At 41.1% G+C, this 16,816-nt stretch carries 18 protein-coding genes and 1 pseudogene; 1 reads left to right on the plus strand and 18 read right to left on the minus strand.

Annotated features, from left to right (window positions below; all coding sequences use genetic code 11):
- Nucleotides 1–27 precede the first annotated feature (27 nt).
- The 11 genes and pseudogenes from G4D76_RS07225 to G4D76_RS07275 form a co-directional block, all read right to left on the minus strand.
- On the minus strand, nt 28–678 hold the full coding sequence (locus G4D76_RS07225; RefSeq protein WP_213809532.1) for a 50S ribosomal protein L25/general stress protein Ctc: 651 nt from the start codon (nt 676–678) through the stop codon (nt 28–30).
- A 115-nt stretch (nt 679–793) separates the two neighbouring features.
- On the minus strand, nt 794–1,735 hold the full coding sequence (locus G4D76_RS07230) for a ribose-phosphate diphosphokinase (protein WP_026860099.1): 942 nt from the start codon (nt 1,733–1,735) through the stop codon (nt 794–796).
- A 56-nt stretch (nt 1,736–1,791) separates the two neighbouring features.
- The gene (glmU, locus tag G4D76_RS07235) at nt 1,792–3,147 is read right to left on the minus strand and encodes a bifunctional UDP-N-acetylglucosamine diphosphorylase/glucosamine-1-phosphate N-acetyltransferase GlmU (RefSeq protein WP_213809533.1); all 1,356 of its coding nucleotides are present in this window, start codon (nt 3,145–3,147) and stop codon (nt 1,792–1,794) included.
- A 297-nt stretch (nt 3,148–3,444) separates the two neighbouring features.
- Nucleotides 3,445–3,697: pseudogene (spoVG, locus tag G4D76_RS14910) on the minus strand (septation regulator SpoVG); the annotation flags it as partial.
- Nucleotides 3,698–3,777: 80 nt separating this feature from the next.
- The gene (locus tag G4D76_RS07245; RefSeq protein ID WP_026860097.1) at nt 3,778–4,152 is read right to left on the minus strand and encodes a RidA family protein; all 375 of its coding nucleotides are present in this window, start codon (nt 4,150–4,152) and stop codon (nt 3,778–3,780) included.
- A gap of 30 nt (nt 4,153–4,182) precedes the next feature.
- Entirely contained in the window at nt 4,183–5,013 is an 831-nt protein-coding gene (gene purR, locus G4D76_RS07250; RefSeq protein WP_026860096.1) for a pur operon repressor, read from the minus strand.
- A gap of 62 nt (nt 5,014–5,075) precedes the next feature.
- The gene (ispE, locus tag G4D76_RS07255; RefSeq protein WP_213809535.1) at nt 5,076–5,921 is read right to left on the minus strand and encodes a 4-(cytidine 5'-diphospho)-2-C-methyl-D-erythritol kinase; all 846 of its coding nucleotides are present in this window, start codon (nt 5,919–5,921) and stop codon (nt 5,076–5,078) included.
- A 224-nt stretch (nt 5,922–6,145) separates the two neighbouring features.
- Complete coding sequence (locus G4D76_RS07260; protein WP_026860094.1) at nt 6,146–6,856, minus strand: ABC transporter permease; 711 nt, start codon at nt 6,854–6,856, stop codon at nt 6,146–6,148.
- A complete protein-coding gene (locus tag G4D76_RS07265) occupies nt 6,857–7,702 on the minus strand; it encodes an ABC transporter ATP-binding protein (RefSeq protein ID WP_213809536.1) in 846 nt (281 codons plus the stop codon).
- Between the two features lie 174 nt (nt 7,703–7,876).
- Complete coding sequence (locus G4D76_RS07270; RefSeq protein ID WP_213809537.1) at nt 7,877–8,578, minus strand: hypothetical protein; 702 nt, start codon at nt 8,576–8,578, stop codon at nt 7,877–7,879.
- Between the two features lie 17 nt (nt 8,579–8,595).
- Complete coding sequence (locus tag G4D76_RS07275; protein ID WP_213809538.1) at nt 8,596–9,501, minus strand: LytTR family DNA-binding domain-containing protein; 906 nt, start codon at nt 9,499–9,501, stop codon at nt 8,596–8,598.
- A gap of 173 nt (nt 9,502–9,674) precedes the next feature.
- Between G4D76_RS07275 and G4D76_RS07280 the strand changes: the two genes are divergently transcribed.
- Nucleotides 9,675–10,238: an NADPH-dependent FMN reductase gene (locus G4D76_RS07280; RefSeq protein WP_026860090.1), complete on the plus strand. Its 564-nt coding sequence runs from the start codon at nt 9,675–9,677 to the stop codon at nt 10,236–10,238.
- Nucleotides 10,239–10,286: 48 nt separating this feature from the next.
- Here the strand turns inward: G4D76_RS07280 and G4D76_RS07285 are convergent, their stop codons facing one another.
- The 7 genes from G4D76_RS07285 to metG form a co-directional block, all read right to left on the minus strand.
- Nucleotides 10,287–10,850, minus strand: a complete 564-nt coding sequence (locus tag G4D76_RS07285) for an NADPH-dependent FMN reductase (protein ID WP_026860089.1) — start codon at nt 10,848–10,850, stop codon at nt 10,287–10,289.
- Nucleotides 10,847–11,941: an LLM class flavin-dependent oxidoreductase gene (locus tag G4D76_RS07290; protein WP_371814449.1), complete on the minus strand. Its 1,095-nt coding sequence runs from the start codon at nt 11,939–11,941 to the stop codon at nt 10,847–10,849. The genes G4D76_RS07285 and G4D76_RS07290 overlap by 4 nt, the downstream gene beginning before the upstream one ends.
- Before the next feature lie 114 nt (nt 11,942–12,055).
- Nucleotides 12,056–12,322 carry a Veg family protein gene (locus tag G4D76_RS07295; protein ID WP_026860087.1) on the minus strand — a complete coding sequence of 89 codons (267 nt, stop codon included), beginning with the start codon at nt 12,320–12,322 and terminating at the stop codon, nt 12,056–12,058.
- Between the two features lie 75 nt (nt 12,323–12,397).
- Nucleotides 12,398–13,282: a 16S rRNA (adenine(1518)-N(6)/adenine(1519)-N(6))-dimethyltransferase RsmA gene (gene rsmA / locus G4D76_RS07300; RefSeq protein ID WP_026860086.1), complete on the minus strand. Its 885-nt coding sequence runs from the start codon at nt 13,280–13,282 to the stop codon at nt 12,398–12,400.
- Nucleotides 13,282–13,836, minus strand: coding sequence for a ribonuclease M5 (gene rnmV, locus G4D76_RS07305; protein ID WP_026860085.1), 555 nt, complete (start codon nt 13,834–13,836; stop codon nt 13,282–13,284). Before rnmV ends, rsmA begins: the two co-directional genes overlap by 1 nt.
- Nucleotides 13,837–13,953: 117 nt before the next feature.
- Nucleotides 13,954–14,718, minus strand: coding sequence for a TatD family hydrolase (locus tag G4D76_RS07310; protein ID WP_213809539.1), 765 nt, complete (start codon nt 14,716–14,718; stop codon nt 13,954–13,956).
- A 16-nt stretch (nt 14,719–14,734) separates the two neighbouring features.
- Nucleotides 14,735–16,699, minus strand: a complete 1,965-nt coding sequence (gene metG, locus G4D76_RS07315) for a methionine--tRNA ligase (protein ID WP_026860083.1) — start codon at nt 16,697–16,699, stop codon at nt 14,735–14,737.
- Nucleotides 16,700–16,816: the final 117 nt, after the last annotated feature.

Consider the following 16,816-nt stretch of genomic DNA (forward strand, 5'->3'; position numbering starts at 1 on the left):
CCACCGCCGTTGTGTATTAATTTAAAATTACTTTTCTTCGTCTTCTTCAGAGCCAGCTTCGTCATTTTTCTGAGCTGTCGCTTCAACTTCAACGCTTTCTTCTTCAGCGTTTTCGTCTTCTTCAGGCTCTTCAGTTGGAGCACTTATGATAACAAGTGAGTCTGCATCTTCGTTTTCGATAACAAAGTTACCTTTAGAACGGATGTCTTCAACGTGAATTGAATCACCGATATTAAGTTCTGAAATATCAACTTCGATAGTTTCAGGAATATCAGCTGGTTTAGCAGTTACAGACACTTCGAATAACGGCTGTTCGATGACGCCGCCTTCTTTTTGTCCTGGTGCTTCGCCTGTTAATTCAATTTGAACGTCAACAGTAACTTCAGTCTGCATGTTAATTGCAATGAAGTCGATGTGAGTAATTTGGTTTTTAAGTGCATCGAATTGGTATTCGTTAACCATTACCTGAGTTACGCCATCAGCGATTTCAAGGTCGATAACACCGTTACGTCCGACTTCGCGAATTACTTTAATGAATTCGTTCTCGTCTACCGATAATGATGTATTTTCTGTTTCAAAACCATATACTACAGCAGGTACTTTACCTGTGTTACGTAATTCTTTAAGTTCTGATTGTTTTGATTTCTCAGCTCTTGAGTTTGAGGCTAATTTAGCCATAAATATTTCCACCTTTCATCTAATACAAGTCTTTTATAATAACGCCTATCCTAACACATAGCCACGCATTATAATACCACAAAATACACAAGTTTGTAAAAAAACTGTTAAATTATCATGTTTGGTCGAATAAAATACTTACCGACTCCTGCTCGTGAACTCTCACGATAGCCTGTGCAAGCAGATTGCCAACAGACAATTCCGTAATCTTGTTAATTTTCTTTTCTTCAGGAAGCTGAATAGAATTCGTTACGATAAGTTCTTTAATAACAGACTCTTCGATACGTTCTATTGCAGGGCCTGACAGCACCGGGTGCGTACAGCATGCGTAAACATCTTTGGCACCTTTGTCCACTAATGCCTGCGCTGCAGTTTTAATCGTACCGCCTGTGTCGATAATGTCGTCGATAATGATCGCTGTTTTACCTTCGATTTCACCAACAATATTCATTACTTCTGACACGTTCGGGCGCGGGCGGCGTTTATCGATTATTGCAATCGGAGCTTTCAAACGGTCTGCCATGCGGCGGGCGCGGGTTACTCCGCCGTGGTCAGGTGACACGATAACCACTTCATCCAGATTAATATCTTTATGGTCAAGGAAATAATCGCTTAAAATTGGCACTCCCATCAGATGATCGATTGGAATATCAAAGAACCCCTGGATTTGAGGTGCATGAAGATCAAGTGCAATTACACGGTGTGCACCTGCAGTTTCAATAATGTTTGCAACAAGCTTCGCTGTAATTGGTTCACGTGCACGACTCTTACGGTCCTGGCGGGCGTAGCCGTAATACGGCATAACAATATTAATCGTGTTAGCCGATGCACGTTTAAGTGCATCAATCATAATTAATAATTCCATCAGGTTTTCATTTACCGGCTGGCTTGTCGGCTGAATAACGAAAACGTCACAGCCGCGCACACTTTCTTCGACGTTGACCTGTACTTCTTCGTCTGAGAAACGGTTTACAGTGCACTTACCAAGCGGAATACCGATATGATCCGCGATTTCATGCGCTAGGGGTTCGTTACCTGTCAACGTAAATAATTTCATCTTACCAGAGTGTTTGTTTTGATTACTAGAAGCTAACATTCTTGATCCTCCAAGTATTATTTTTTATAATATCCTTCTTTTGTCGTCTGCTTATTTCGTGCAATCGCCAAACTATCAGCCGGAACATCATCTGTAATCGTTGACCCTGCCGCCGTTATAGAGCGATCTCCTACCGTTACAGGAGCAACAAGGTTCGTATTACAGCCGATGAATGCATCCGCACCGACTGTCGTTTTAAACTTATTGACACCATCGTAATTAACAGTAATTGCGCCGCATCCGATATTCGCCCGTTCGCCGATTTCCGCATCGCCGATATAGCTCAAATGTGATACTTTTGCGCCATCTTTTAATTCCGATTTTTTGACTTCAACAAAGTTCCCGATTTTCACAGCGCTGCCGAGTTTCGCTCCCGGACGCAGCTGTGCATATGGACCGACTGTCGTGCCGCTGCCGACTTCTGCATCGGTAACAACAGAATGTTTAATTTCTGTGTTATCACCAATCATACTGTCGCTGATTTCACAATTGGCCGAAATAATCACATTTTCACCGATTACCGTATCGCCTTTAATAACAGTGTTAGGATAAATAATAGTATCCATCCCAATTCTAACACTTTCATCGATGTATGTGTTCGCCGGATCGATAATTGTTACACCTTGTTCTAAATGTTTCTCATTAATGTGCTTTCTTAAAAGTTCTGACGCACGTGCGAGCATAATTCGGTTATCCACATTAATAATTTCATCATTATCCGCGGTAACAAACACACCGACACGGGCGCCTTTGCTGCTCAGCAGCCCGATTGCATCGGATAAATAGTACTCCTCGTCCGGATTGTCATTCGATATTTTATCAAGTACTTTAAATAATTCGCGGTTATTAAAAACCGCCGCACCAGCACTGACTTCTTTAATTATTTGCTGTTCTTCTGTAATCTCAGTTTCTTCCAGTATCTCTTTTACCGTTCCATTTTCTTTGCGGATTACACGGCCGTAATTTTTAGGATTATGTGCATATGCTGATAATACTGTTGCTTTTAACCCTGTCTCATTGTGATCAGCTATCAGATTACTGATTGTTTCCGGAGAAATAAGCGGTGTATCGCCGAAAATTATCAATGTACTGCCTTCAGAGCCGCTAAGTTCCGGCGCTGTACTCCTGACTGCATGTGCTGTGCCGCGCTGCTCTTGTTGAACTGCGACTTTAACATCATCAGGCAAAATTTCAGTCACCGCGTCATGCCCTGAACCTGACACAACGTGAATATCGCTGATTCCAGCAGCCTTCACATTATTAATTACTCTCGTAATCATCGGGATTCCACAGACCTCGTGCAATACTTTCGGTTTCTTTGAATTCATTCTCTTGCCGACACCTGCAGCAACAATAATCGCTCTCGTTTGCATAATTAACCCCCATTTTAATACGATAAACTAATTATATTTCAGTCTATGTTATCTTTCAAGACGAAACTCAGGCCAGGCCATGCCGGCCCGGCCTGAATTGTTCTTTTTATTTATTCTCTTCAGCAGTATCTTCCGATACTTCCGGTGAGTCTTCATTTTTTACGTTTTCTTCTTTAGCAGCATTTGAGTCCGCAGCTTTATCTTCATCAACCTGTTCTGCTGTTTCTTCATCCTCTGCAGGATCAGATTCAACAGTCGGTTCACTTGCCTGTTTCTCTTTATCTTCAGCTGCATCAGCAGTTTCTTCATACACACGCATTACTTCTTCCTGCACATGTTTACGCATGTCGGAATTAATCGGATGGGCAATGTCTCTGAACTCTCCGTCCGGAGTACGTTTACTCGGCATTGCGACGAACAGTCCATTGTTACCGTCTATTACACGTAAATCATGAATAACGAATGACTCATCAAATGTGACAGAAACAAGAGCTTTCATTCTTGTATCCTGATTATTGACTTTTCTTAATCTTACGTCTGTTATTTTCATGTGTCTGTTCCTCCATAGATTTATGTTTTAGATCTTTTGTGTAAAACCTATCTAGCTGAGAACCCCACTAAAATCAACAGTTACTCGAAAGATGCAACAACCTCAATCTCCACTTTTGCATCTAATGGGAGACGACTAACCTCTACACATGATCTTGCAGGTAGTTTACCCGTAAAGTACTTCGAGTAAACTTCGTTGATGACTGCAAAGTCATTCATATCAGCGATGAAAATAGTTGTTTTGACAATATTACTGTAGTCCAGTCCGGCCGCTTCAAGCACGCCTCCGATATTATCGAGAACCTGTTTTGCCTGTTTCGCAACATCGTCTGAAACAATTTTACCTTCCATTGTTAACGGCACCTGGCCTGAAGAATAAAATAAATTCCCCGTTCTTACTCCGTGGCTGTATGGTCCTACTGCTGCTGGTGCTTTGTCAGAATTAATTGGCTGCATCTTAATCATCCTCCGTAATTTGAATAAAATCTATTTGTCTGTAATGTAATCTAAACAGTTTCCCTCTTCAACTACAAATGATTCGTTATATTCATCGATTTCCGATACTTTAAGCAGTGATGTGTAATCGTTAAATCTGCGGTTCGCTACTTCTTTTGCTTCAACGAGCACGCTGACGCCTACTACTGTCGCATTGAACTCCTCCATCAGATTCGTCACACCGGTAATCGAACCGCCCGCACGAAGGAAATCATCTACTACAAGGACGTTCGAACCTTCCTTAAGTGTGCGTTTTGATAAGACCATCGTCTCGATTTTACGCGTCGAGCCGGAGACGTAATTTATCGATACTGTCGAGCCTTCTGTTACTTTGTTATCTTTACGGATAACAGCAACTGGCACATTCAGCTTACGGGCCACAGCATTTGCGAGCGAAATTCCTTTCGTTGCAATCGTCACGACTGAATCGATTTCCAAATCGCCGTACATTGTGGCGATTAAATCGCCGATATCGTTCATCATTTTCGGGTTGCCCATAATATCAGACATATATAAGTAGCCGCCCGGAAGCAGACGTTCATTCGCTTCAAGATCCGTTTTGAACTCTGCAATGATATCTTTTGCGCGTTCTACACTGATTTTCGGAATGAACATTGCGCCGCCGTTGGCACCTGCTGTCGTTTGCAGCACCCCTAAGCCTTCAGCATTGAAGACATCTTTAATAATGCGGATATCTTCACTGATTGAAGACTTCGCCTGGCTGAATTTATCTACGTAAGTTGTTAATGGTATCAATTTGTTTGGATTTGTAATTAAATGCTGCGTCATGTAGACGAGCCGTTCACTGCGTTTATATTTCATAACCTAACCCCTAAACCGTATTATATGTACTAATTTTACCATATAAGTTCGGATTTTAATACTTATCCAAGCAATCTAATCCGATAAACTTCAGCACAGCATCCCTTCATTGCGTTGTACAAATGTACAGACTGCCTTTCCTTTCTGACAATACCGAACACTGTCGGTCCGCTGCCGCTCATCAGTGCGCCGTCAGAACCAGATTCTTTCATATTGCTGAGCAGTTTTCTGACCTGCGGATATTTTTTAACCGTTACTTCTTCAAGATCGTTTTTTAATGTGCCGAGTATTTGTTCATAATCTTCATTTACAATTGCCTGTTTCATTAAGTCTGACGCCGGTTTATTTTTACCCGGCTTCAATGCGCTGTAAATTGTCTTTGTCGACACGCTGATAGACGGCTTCGCAAGTACTATCCAGGCGTGCGGCGGCCTGGGCAGACGTTCGATAATCTCACCGCGTCCGGTCGCAAGCGCCGTTCCCCCGTACACACAAAATGGAATATCAGAACCTAATTCTCCGGACAGCTCTGCCAGTTCATCGAGGCTGATGCCGAGATTATACAGCGCGTTCATCCCCCTGAACGTCGCGGCGGCATCGGCAGAGCCTCCGGCTAGACCTGCAGCAATCGGAATATGCTTATCAATATTAATGGTAACACCGGTTTTAATCTTATAACGGCGCATCATTAATTGAGCCGCCTGATACGCTAAGTTGCGTCTGTCAGTCGGTACAAACTGATGATCTGATTCAATGATGATTCTTCTGTCCTTACGCTTTTCAAACGATAAATTATCGTTCAAATCGACAGTCGTCATAACCATACTGACTTCGTGATAACCATCATCGCGTTTATACAGCGTATCCAATGTTAAATTAATTTTTGCTGGTGCGATTTCATAATGCATAATTCATAGTCCTTTGCCAGATTTTTTTCGAAATATATATGTGTTATTTTATCATATAACAAAGATGAATATTGCTGATATTTTCAGGTTGTGATATTTGGATGCCGCTGCCGGCTTTGACGAAGACGTTTAAATGCCTTTAAGTGTTGTCGTTCATCACGACGAAGACGTTTATTAAATAAAAACACCGGACCCCCTTTAGGGTTCCGGTGCGCAATTATTAGTTACTCATCATTTTTACGTTTATTAAATGCCCACAATACAAGCAGGAAGCTGACTGCAACCCATGCAGCAAGAATGATAAATTCCATCGCTCCGCCGTTTCCTTCAAGGACAAACATATGCTGATAAATCGGGAAGTATTCTGCAATTTTAATCGCTATGCTGTCAGGATCTGTAATAAGCATTTCTATATAAGGTGTAAAACCGAAGATGAACATAATCGGAATAATATACACGGACGTTGTAGCGACTGATTTTACAACAAGTCCAAGTCCAATTCCCATATTCAGGAAAAATAGACCCGTCAATACAAGGCTGATTATGTTTTCCAGCGTCCAGTAGTTTTCAGGACCGATAATCATAATTGAAGCGACGAGCGAGATAATTGTCATTAAAGTAACCACCATGCTCTTGCCGAGAATAATATCGATAATTGTTGCCGGTGACTGCAGCAATCCTCTTAACGTATCTTTCTCATTTTCTTCAGCAATCATCGTCATCACTGAACTGAATATTACTGCCGAGAAGACAACACCTGCCAGAATCCCGAGTATTTCCGGAGGCATCTCACCTTCTGCCCCAGCTCCAACGCCGACTCTCGAGAAAAACACTGCCATCAGTACCGGAATAAGCACCGATGTAAACAGCATCATATTTTTCATAAATTCTTTTAGATCTTTTTCAAATATGGCCATCATTCTTGTCATGTTCATTTAAACCAGCTCCTTACCAGTTACTTTTTTAAATACTTCTCCGAGTGTCGGGAAATCCGTTCTGACATCGGCAACTTCTGAGTTGAACAGCACATTATCAAGCAGCTGTTTGTTCTCCGCAGTTCTCTCTACTGTTTTCACCGTGCCGTCAGTGTACGTAATATGCACTTCATCGCGTTTATATTTATGTCGTAGGTCAACAGGCGCACCTGAATCCTGAATTACACCCTGATATAAGAATGCGACGTTATCGCAGAGACGCGTCGCTTCATCCATATTATGTGTCGTCAGTAAGATTGTCGTACCGTCATTTCGCAGCTCTTCCAGCATGTCGTGAATTTTCTCAGTTGTCGTCGGATCGAGTGCCGAAGTCGGCTCATCCAGGAATAAAATCGCAGGTCTGTGAATGACCGCCTTACATAACAGTATCCTCTGCTTCATCCCTTTCGATAATTTCGACACTGTTTTATCGATTTCACTTTCGAGACCCACATCTCTTAACACTTTCTCGACCGACCCTTTTGGTGCATTGTAGAGCTTCCTGAACAGCTCCAGGTTATCTTTGACCGTCAGTCTGTCATATAAAGAACTTTTATCCGATAAAATCCCCAGGCTGCTGACGTAGTCGTTTTTACTGAACTGTTTATAGCTGTAGCTGTTCACATGAACATCCCCGCCCGACGGTTTGAATTCACCTGTCATTATTTTAATCGTCGTTGTTTTCCCCGAACCGCTCGGCCCGAGCAGTCCGAATATTTCACCGCGTTCTACATTAAAAGTAATACCGCGAAGGGCATCTTCGCTGCCGAATGATTTTTTTAACCCATCTACCTGAATCATACTCATATTGATAACCTCCATTTATTTTGTTTGCTGATGTCTTAACTAAAGTTTACAGGCAAAATAAAAACACCGCGATATAATCACGGTGAGTTGTAGGAAAGCAATATTGAGCTGTATAAATTTAATGTCTGCTGTACCTGTCTATTTTCAAAGTGTACTCCAGACAACTGAACTGTACTACAGTGTTTTAGTACGCTTCAACACCGCAATATAGACTAGGAATACTGTTGCGATAAGCCAAATCGTTAAAATAACGCAAGGCATTATTCCGGCGTTATTATGTATCGCCATCATTTGATACACGGGAGTCAGTCCCGCGATAGCAATAATAATATTCCCCGCCGGCAGATTCAATGTTTCAACAATTGGTGTCATACCGAGGAAGAATAAAATCATCGCGCCGTAAACTGTAGATGTTGACTGCAGTTTAGCAAGCAATCCTGTCCACAGTCCGAGATTTAAAAATATTACTGCAGCTGCTGTATACCCAATCATCATTTGAAAGCTGACGATATACAAGCCGTCTATAATAATGAGGGATACCACAGTCACTACTGCGGTGACGATCAGTGTCAGTATGCTTCTTCCAATAAGGCCGTTCATCAGATCACTCTTCGTATGGGTCACAAGTTTTAAAGTCCCGTGTTCATTTTCTTCTGCATACAGCATCAGCGGAATATTTGTTGCCATTGCCGACAGCGCGGTGCCAAGTACAACAAAAATCATAATATCCGGTATCTCTGTTCCCTCAGGGCGCGGAGTCATGCCGTATAAGCCAGCCATGGCAGGCGGCATAATGAGCAGTATCAGTACCGCATAGTTCGTTAAAAACTCCCTCAGATCTCTGTAAATCGTCGCCCGTATTTTATATATATTCATATCGTCACCTTTTTATTTTATAGTTTTACCAGTTTCTCCTGAATTTCATTAAATTTTGCGCGTGACAGCGGGATTTTTGATTTTTCCGGGTTGTCGATAATTACTGAGTAAGTATTCTTTGACCACGTAATAATCTCTTTTACTTTGTGAAGATTCACTACATAAGAACGGTGACAGCGGTAAAATCCATGCTGCGTGAGCTGGCTTTCAGCACTTTGCAGCGTCGATTCCATCACGAACTTCTCCGCGCCGAGATTAAGATACACTTTGCCTTCCTGGCTCTCCAGATATTCAATATCTTCAATTGTAACGAAGATTGTTTTATCGTGTGCTTTCACTTTAATTTTACTCACGCTTCCATCCGGATCATCATCGGCGTTATCCGTCGTCTCCACTATATGAAGTCCCTGTTCATTTATTTTCATAACATCAGGCTGTGCGATAAATGCATCTTCCAGTCTGGATGCTGCAACAAGCAGTGATTTCCCTTGATTCATGAGCTGTTTTTTCATCTTATGAAACAAATGAATGTTATCATTAACTGTATTTAAAAAAGGATCTATAAAAACAATGTCTTTGTTGCCGCTGAGCAGTGCATGAATGTAATCTAATTTTTGAATTTCCGTCCTGTTCAGCTTCGACAGGCTCGTAGAAGCATCGGAAATATTAAACTGCTGTATTAAATCTGCGGTTTTTAGAGGACTGTTGTACCATTTTCTTAAGTATTCAATATGAACTTTTAAATTCAGCCGTTTATAATACATTGGCTCACCGGAAAACACATGTACCCCAGCATTATGTAATGAACCTGAAAATGATTCGAGGAGTTCATACGGTATTTGTACAGCGAGACTTTCACTATCGGTCATTTTAAGTCTTTGTTCTGATGGACGACCGGTTATTTTTTGAATTTCTATATCCATATTTATTGCTCCTAGTGTATGAAATCTATTTAAATTTACCATGTAAACGTAATCATGACAATTTATCCAAAAAAATTGAGCAAAGGCCTTTATTTCTATATCGAAATGCTGTATATTGATAAATAGTTACAAAATGTAACTTGATTATAATAACACACCGGAGGAATTATATAATGACTAAAATTGGTATCGTTACAGGTAGTACACGTGAATCACGTGTTAACATGCAAGTTGCAGAGTGGCTTAAAGACTTTGCTGAAAAATTAGAAACAGGTGCTGAATTCGAAATCGTCGACATTAAAGATTACGACGCACCATTATTTAAAGAAGCTTTACCACCGGCAATGGCTAACAAACAGTACGGTTCTGAAGTTATTAATAACTGGTCTGCTAAAGTTGATTCACTTGATGGTTTCATCTTTGTTACTCCAGAATACAATAAAGCAATTTCACCAGCACTTAAAAACCTTCTTGACTACATCGGACCTGAATTCGGCAACAAAGCAGCAGGTATCGTTGGTTACGGTTCAACTCTAGGTGTTGCAGCAACACTTTCACTGCGTCAGATCCTTTCTAACTTCAACATGGCAACTGTTGGACCATTTGGTGCTTTCAGCTTGTTCACTGATTTCGAAGAAATGTCTAAATTCGCACCTGCTGAATTACACACCCCGACTATCGAAGCTGTAATCACTACTACAGTTAACTGGTCTAACGGACTTAAAACAATTAGATAATTATAGATTAAAAAAGCGTTCAGGATTATATCCTGAACGCTTTTTTCGTTAAAATCCGAATGAATCATCAAATTTTTCAAGTACTGTCTTATGTGCTTCTGCATTATTAAATGTATTGTCAACGAGTGCATCCAGTCTGAGCATGATATCATCATTCTCAATACCTTCTGCATTGAAGTCCTGATCCAGAATATATACATAGCCCGGTACAATATTTGCTTTCATATAGGACAGAATAGGTTTCATCTGCTGTTCCGGTACCAGATAATGCCTGAGTGAGCCGGCAGTAATAATCATACTGACCGTTTTATTCAGAAATGCATTCGGCGGCAGCAGATCAAATAAGTTTTTTAACGGACCCGGAATTGACGCCTGGAATATCGGCGTACCGATATATACAACATCCGCTTCCATTATTTTAGTCAAAGCTTCAGTTGTACTCCCTCCGTAATCCAAATAATTTCTGCCATCGCTAAAAGGCATGTCATATTCTTTTAAATCGATATACTCTATTTCATGTTTATTTAATAATTCAATTTTCTCTTTAAGTGCGGTCGTCGCTTTACGCGTTTTGCTCCCGACAACTGAACCGCTGATGATGACTGTTTTCATTCTTGCTCCCCCTGTGGTTTTGTATATTTTTTAATCGCGGGCAATATTTTATTCCCAATAATGTCTATGTTACTTTTAATGTCATCTAATGTCACGCCGCCGAAATCGAGCTGTGCAATATAACGGTCATGATTAAATAGTTCATGCTGATAAAGTATTTTTTCGATAATGAGTTCCGGATCGCCGACGTTAATCACACTGCGATAATCCTGCCCCTGTGCGAAGCCCTGTTTCGGAAAGCCCTGTCCGTTTGATTTCTTCATACCTTCATTAATATGAGGATAGTATTTTCTGTATGCTTCCAATGTGTCATCGTGTGTAAAGAAGAAGCCTGCTGTTGCTACAGGCAATGCTTCTCTATCATACCCTGCTTCAGCTGCTGTCTGGCGGTATAAATCAATACGGCTCTTAAAGGCATCAGCCGGTCCGCCTAAATGTGCCTGATACATCGGAACTCCGGCAAGTCCTGCTTTATGAGCAGAAGCCATTGAACCGCCGACCGCACGCCATATCGGCAAACCGTTCTCATTATTTTCAGGACGCGGAATAACGTGGGCATTATTTAACGGCTCGCGGAATTCCCCGCTCCAGTTCACATACTCATTTTCATTTATATTTAATAAAAGTTCAAATTTCTCTTCGAACAAAGCTTCATAATCATTCAGGTTATAGCCGAGCAGTTCATACAATCCGACACGAGAAGCACGGCCTGCGATAACTTCCATACGCCCGCCCGAGATTAAATCGATTGTAGACGCATCTTCAAACACACGCACAGGATCCGACGTACTGATAATCGTTGAGCCGGAGGCGATTTTTATCTTCTTAGTTGCCTGTGCAATTGCCGATAAAATAATCATATGAGCCTGGGATGCAAAATAGTCCTGATGGGATTCTCCGACCTGAAACGTATCGATCCCGGCCTGCTCTGCGTATTCCGCAGTTTCAATAATTTCTTTAATACGCTGACTTGCAGGAATTCTTTTTCCTGTATGCGGATTCGGCAAATGATCTCCGAGCGTATACAGACCAAATTCAAGTCCTTTGCTTTTATCAATTTTAGGCATGATATGAGGATTATTGTTTTTCATAAGTCACACTCCATCTATTATATAATGTTAATCATATATATATTTAAACTGGCATGCTCAATATCCGCTCATAAAACAAAAAAACCATCCTTTCGGATGGTTTTTTGTTTTATGTTATTGAATTAAAAATTCTTCTGTAAAATCGTCGTTATAGAAAGTTACCTCTACATTTGATGTAAGTACATCTGTGTATGTATAAGATACACGCTCAAAATTATGCTCGTCTTGATCTAGCTCGACTACGAAAATCGATGGATATGTTTCTCTTAAAATACCTTTTCTTTCAATCAACTTCTTGCGGCCTCCGTTTGCACGAAGTACACATGGATTTCCTAACTGACAATCAAGAATCTTTTTGATGTCGATTAATGTTTTTGGCATTATACCCCACCTCACTAAGTCCATTATAGCAAGTTTACATAATTCTGTCAAAAATTAGCCAATTTCTGAATATTTTTAAGCGAAATCCAAGTCGCTTTTCTTGAAAGCATCGTAAATTTCTTTATAATCTTCAAGCGATAAACTTTCACCACGGCGGACAGGCTCAATACCAGCCTCTTCAAACAGCGCTCTGATATCATCTTTCCTTTGTTTTCCATCAGCAAACAGCGTCTGATAATTATTTAAAATCGTTTTACGCCGGTGGATAAAAGCACCTCTTGTTAATTTGAAGAAAGTGTCTTCATCATCCACTTCAATTTTTCTTTCGGGCCGAGTCTTCAGCTCAACGATAATAGAATCGACATTCGGGGGAGGCATGAATACTGTTCTCGGTACATTCTGCACGGTTTTAGCTTCAGTATAATAATCAATCGCAATCGATAAAGAACCGTACGCCTTAGAATTTGGTGATGCGCTGATACGTTCTCCGACTTCTTTCTGCATCATTACATAATAACGTGAGATTGGTAAATGCGCAGTCAGGAAATTCATCAGTATTGGTGTCGTAATGTAATACGGCAGGTTCGCTACAACAACGATATCATCGCAATCGCTCAAATATTCTTTTATCCGGGCCGGAACATCTGCTTCCAGTATATCCTCATTGATTACTTTAACATTGTCGTATGCACTTAACGTATCATCGAGTACAGGAATCAAACGCTGATCAATTTCAAAAGCCAGTACTTTTTTCGCACTGATTGCGAGGTGCTCCGTCAGTGAGCCAATTCCCGGGCCAACTTCGATAACTCCTGTATTTTCATTAATATCCGCTTTATGAATAACTTCTTTAATGACGTTGGAATCGATTAAAAAGTTTTGTCCGAGACTTTTCTTAAATTTAAAATGGTGTTTATCGAGTATTTCTTTAGTACGTCCTACAGTGGAAATATGTTTCATCACTTATTCACTTCCAGCTCATTTAATATTTCTGCAACTTTTTCAGGTGAGATACTGTAACGATTCAGTTTTTTACGCAGCTGTGTTGCGTTTGCATAACCGATATTCAGCTGTTCCGTTAAATACTCACGGCGCTCTTTGGCGGCGGCATTACCGGATAAGCGTAAATACTGCATATCCTGAATTGTAATCAGTTCTTCTTCGATTTGCTGGCTCGTCTGGCAGTTTTCGAGTGCTGCTCTGATATCGTCAAGACGGGCATGCTCTACGCCGACACTATTATGCCCGAGCGCTTTATGTTTTGGCAAAAACGCCTCTTTAATATTAGGGAAACGTTCAATAATCGTATTTCTTATTTTATGGCCGGGGAAATCAGGATCTGTAAAAATAATTGCGCCGCGTGTGTTTAACGCAACTTCAATTTCTTCCAGTGTCCGTTCATTAATTGCAGATCCGTTCGTTTCAATCGTTTCACAGACAACCGCTTCTTTTAATCTGCGTGTGTCATCTCTGCCTTCAACGACAATAATTTCTTTAATCACAGGTTTTTCCATACATCTTCACCTCATATACCTCGTTTAGTATCATACCATATTTTTATATTTCTTATCTTCGAAGACGACAAAAAAAGTGCTTCACCTCAACCAAAGTCAAAGTGAAACACTTTCATTTTAGATGTTATATAATCTCTTTGCATTCTCTGTCGTTGCACTTGCAAGGTCTTCATAACTCATCCCGCGGAGCTCAGCAATTTTCTCGGCCACCAGTTTTACATGTGCCGGTTCATTCCGTTTACCGCGGAATGGATGCGGTGTTAAATAAGGGGCATCCGTTTCAACCAGTAAGCGGTCGAGCGGTACATGAACAGCAATGTCTTTTGGCAGTTTTGCATTTTTAAATGTCACAGGGCCGCCAAGCGATACATAGAAGTTCATAGCAATTATTTCATCGGCAGTTTTTTCATCTGCACTGAACGCATGCATAATACCGCCGATTTCATGTGCATTTTCCTCTTTCAGAATTTCCATACAATCTTCCGTCGACTCACGGTTGTGAATAATAATCGGCAGACCGACACGTTTAGCAAGTGCCAGCTGACGTCTGAATAACTTTTTCTGCACATCTTTCGGTGATTTATCCCAGTGGTAATCCAGACCGGTTTCACCAATGCCGACAATTTTCTCATGAGCGGATAATTCTTCAATCCACTGGAGATCTTCGTCGGTACAGTCGATTGCATCTACCGGATGCCAGCCGATAACACCGTAAATATCATCGTATGCTTCAATGAGTTCCATCGTGCGTTCAATCGACTTACGGTCACAGCCGATAACGACCATTTTCTCGAGACCGTTCTCACGTGCACGTGCAATAACTTCTTCAAGATCTTCGTCGTACTGTTGTGCATTCAGATGTACGTGTGTATCGATTAACACATAATCACTCCTTGATTTATTTTACAACACTGCCGTTTTCAATGCCGTCAGGCACATCGATTAACGTTAAACGGCTGCCTTTTTCTGCTGTTAAAATCATTCCTTCTGATTTTTCACCGCGCAAGTTTACAGGCTTCAGATTCGTCACGACAAGTACTTTCTTGCCGATAATATCTCCCGGTTCATAATGCTCGTGAATACCTGAGACAATCTGACGTTCTTCAGTGCCTAAATCCACTTGAATTTTCAGCAGTTTTTTCGCTTTTTTCACAGCTTCAGCTGCAATAACAGTCGCAACTTTAATTTCTACTTTGTTAAAGTCATCAATTGTAATTTTTTCAGCCGCTTCTTCCGGCTCTTCTTCAGCTGCTGGCGGACGCATCTGTTCTTTAATGTGCGTCACTTCTTCTTCAACATCCAGTCTTGGATAAATTGGTGTCGGTTTAGTCAGCTGTCCGGCAGGTTTTACAGTACCGTAGTTTAATACTGATTCATAAGTCTGCTGGTTCTCATCAGTAATATTCAGCTGCTTAAAGATTTCTTTTGGTCCGTGCGGCAGATACGGGCTTAACAGCACCGCTGCGATACGGATATTTTCCGCTAAGTGAACCATCACATTCTCTAATGCTTCTTTGTTCGCTTCATCTTTCGCCAGTACCCAGGGTGCAGTTTCATCGATGTACTTGTTCGAGCGTCCGATAATCGTCCACACTGCTCTTAAAGCATGGCTGAACTGCATTTTTTCCATTGCAGTTTCATATTCCAAAACACTGTCTTTCACTGCAGTTTCAAGACTTTTATCAAAATCGGTATGCGAGCCTGTGTACGCTGGCACATGTCCGTCGAAGTATTTGTTAATCATCGAAATTGTACGGTTAACCAGGTTGCCAAGATCGTTTGCCAGGTCAAAGTTCGTACGTTCGATAAATGACTCCGGTGTAAATACGCCGTCAGAACCGAAAGGCACTTCGCGCATTAAGTAATAGCGGAGTGAGTCGAGACCATAGCGTTCAACAATCTGATCAGGGTAAATAACGTTCCCTTTAGATTTCGACATCTTGCCGTCTTTCATTAAGAGCCAGCCGTGTCCGAGTAATTTTTTTGGCAGCGGCAAGTCAAGCGCCATCAGCATAATCGGCCAGTAAATTGCATGGAATCTTACGATTTCCTTACCGATCATGTGCACATCTGCCGGCCAGTATTTTTTAAACAGCTCGTCTTCATCTGTCGAGTAGCCGAGTGCTGTAATATAGTTTGCCAATGCATCAATCCATACGTAAACAACGTGTTTAGGGTCCGATTGAACCGGTACTCCCCATTTGAATGTCGTTCTCGATACAGCGAGGTCTTCAAGTCCCGGTTTAATAAAGTTGTTCAGCATTTCGTTCTTACGTGCTTCCGGCTGAATGAAATCAGGGTTGTCTTCATAATACTTCACAAGACGGTCTGAGTACTTGCTCATTCTGAAGAAATAACTCTCTTCTTTAACCAGTTCGACATCGTGTCCGCTCGGGGCTCTTCCGCCAATCATTTTACCGTCTTCATCGCGGTAAACTTCGTCGAGCTGTGTTTCTGTAAAGAATTCCTCATCCTGTACAGAATACCAGCCTTCATATTCACCAAGGTAAATATCGCCCTGCTCAAGCAGACGTTCGAATATGTACTGGACAGCTGCTTTATGTTTATCGCTTGTCGTACGGATAAACTGATCGTAAGTAATATCTAAAGACTTCCATAAATCTTTCATATTCTGAGCCATGTCATCGACGTAGGTCTGAGGTGAAATCCCCATGTCGTCAGCTTTCTGTTCTATCTTCTGACCGTGTTCGTCAGTACCTGTCAGGTAGTATACGTCAAAGCCTCTAAGGCGTTTATAACGTGCCATTACATCACATGCAATTGTAGTATATGCGTTTCCGATATGAAGCTTTCCACTCGGATAATAAATTGGCGTAGTGATATAAAATGTTGGTTTAGTCATGGGACATCCTCCTATAATATACTTATCTAATATATCTAATTTATGTATGTTTTTCAATTCTGAACAGTTTTTAATAGTTTTCCCATTATTTTTGTGCTATAGTCATGAATATCCAAT

Origin of the sequence: Jeotgalicoccus sp. WY2 (assembly GCF_018437745.1) — a bacterium.
Lineage (GTDB): Bacteria > Bacillota > Bacilli > Staphylococcales > Salinicoccaceae > Jeotgalicoccus > Jeotgalicoccus psychrophilus.

Excerpts from the sequence above, each read along its gene's own strand:
- G4D76_RS07225 (WP_213809532.1), bottom strand. The coding sequence starts at position 678 with ATGGCTAAATTAGCCTCAAACTCAAGAGCTGAGAAATCAAAACAATCA.
- G4D76_RS07275 (WP_213809538.1), bottom strand. The coding sequence starts at position 9,501 with ATGGATATAGAAATTCAAAAAATAACCGGTCGTCCATCAGAACAAAGA.
- G4D76_RS07230 (WP_026860099.1), bottom strand. The coding sequence starts at position 1,735 with ATGAAATTATTTACGTTGACAGGTAACGAACCCCTAGCGCATGAAATC.
- G4D76_RS07245 (WP_026860097.1), bottom strand. The coding sequence starts at position 4,152 with ATGCAGCCAATTAATTCTGACAAAGCACCAGCAGCAGTAGGACCATAC.
- glmU (WP_213809533.1), bottom strand. The coding sequence starts at position 3,147 with ATGCAAACGAGAGCGATTATTGTTGCTGCAGGTGTCGGCAAGAGAATG.
- G4D76_RS07290 (WP_371814449.1), bottom strand. The coding sequence starts at position 11,941 with ATGAAAAACAATAATCCTCATATCATGCCTAAAATTGATAAAAGCAAA.
- G4D76_RS07270 (WP_213809537.1), bottom strand. The coding sequence starts at position 8,578 with ATGAATATATATAAAATACGGGCGACGATTTACAGAGATCTGAGGGAG.
- rnmV (WP_026860085.1), bottom strand. The coding sequence starts at position 13,836 with ATGGAAAAACCTGTGATTAAAGAAATTATTGTCGTTGAAGGCAGAGAT.
- G4D76_RS07295 (WP_026860087.1), bottom strand. The coding sequence starts at position 12,322 with ATGCCAAAAACATTAATCGACATCAAAAAGATTCTTGATTGTCAGTTA.
- rsmA (WP_026860086.1), bottom strand. The coding sequence starts at position 13,282 with ATGAAACATATTTCCACTGTAGGACGTACTAAAGAAATACTCGATAAA.
- G4D76_RS07280 (WP_026860090.1), top strand. The coding sequence starts at position 9,675 with ATGACTAAAATTGGTATCGTTACAGGTAGTACACGTGAATCACGTGTT.
- purR (WP_026860096.1), bottom strand. The coding sequence starts at position 5,013 with ATGAAATATAAACGCAGTGAACGGCTCGTCTACATGACGCAGCATTTA.
- metG (WP_026860083.1), bottom strand. The coding sequence starts at position 16,699 with ATGACTAAACCAACATTTTATATCACTACGCCAATTTATTATCCGAGT.
- G4D76_RS07260 (WP_026860094.1), bottom strand. The coding sequence starts at position 6,856 with ATGAACATGACAAGAATGATGGCCATATTTGAAAAAGATCTAAAAGAA.
- G4D76_RS07285 (WP_026860089.1), bottom strand. The coding sequence starts at position 10,850 with ATGAAAACAGTCATCATCAGCGGTTCAGTTGTCGGGAGCAAAACGCGT.
- G4D76_RS07265 (WP_213809536.1), bottom strand. The coding sequence starts at position 7,702 with ATGAGTATGATTCAGGTAGATGGGTTAAAAAAATCATTCGGCAGCGAA.
- ispE (WP_213809535.1), bottom strand. The coding sequence starts at position 5,921 with ATGCATTATGAAATCGCACCAGCAAAAATTAATTTAACATTGGATACG.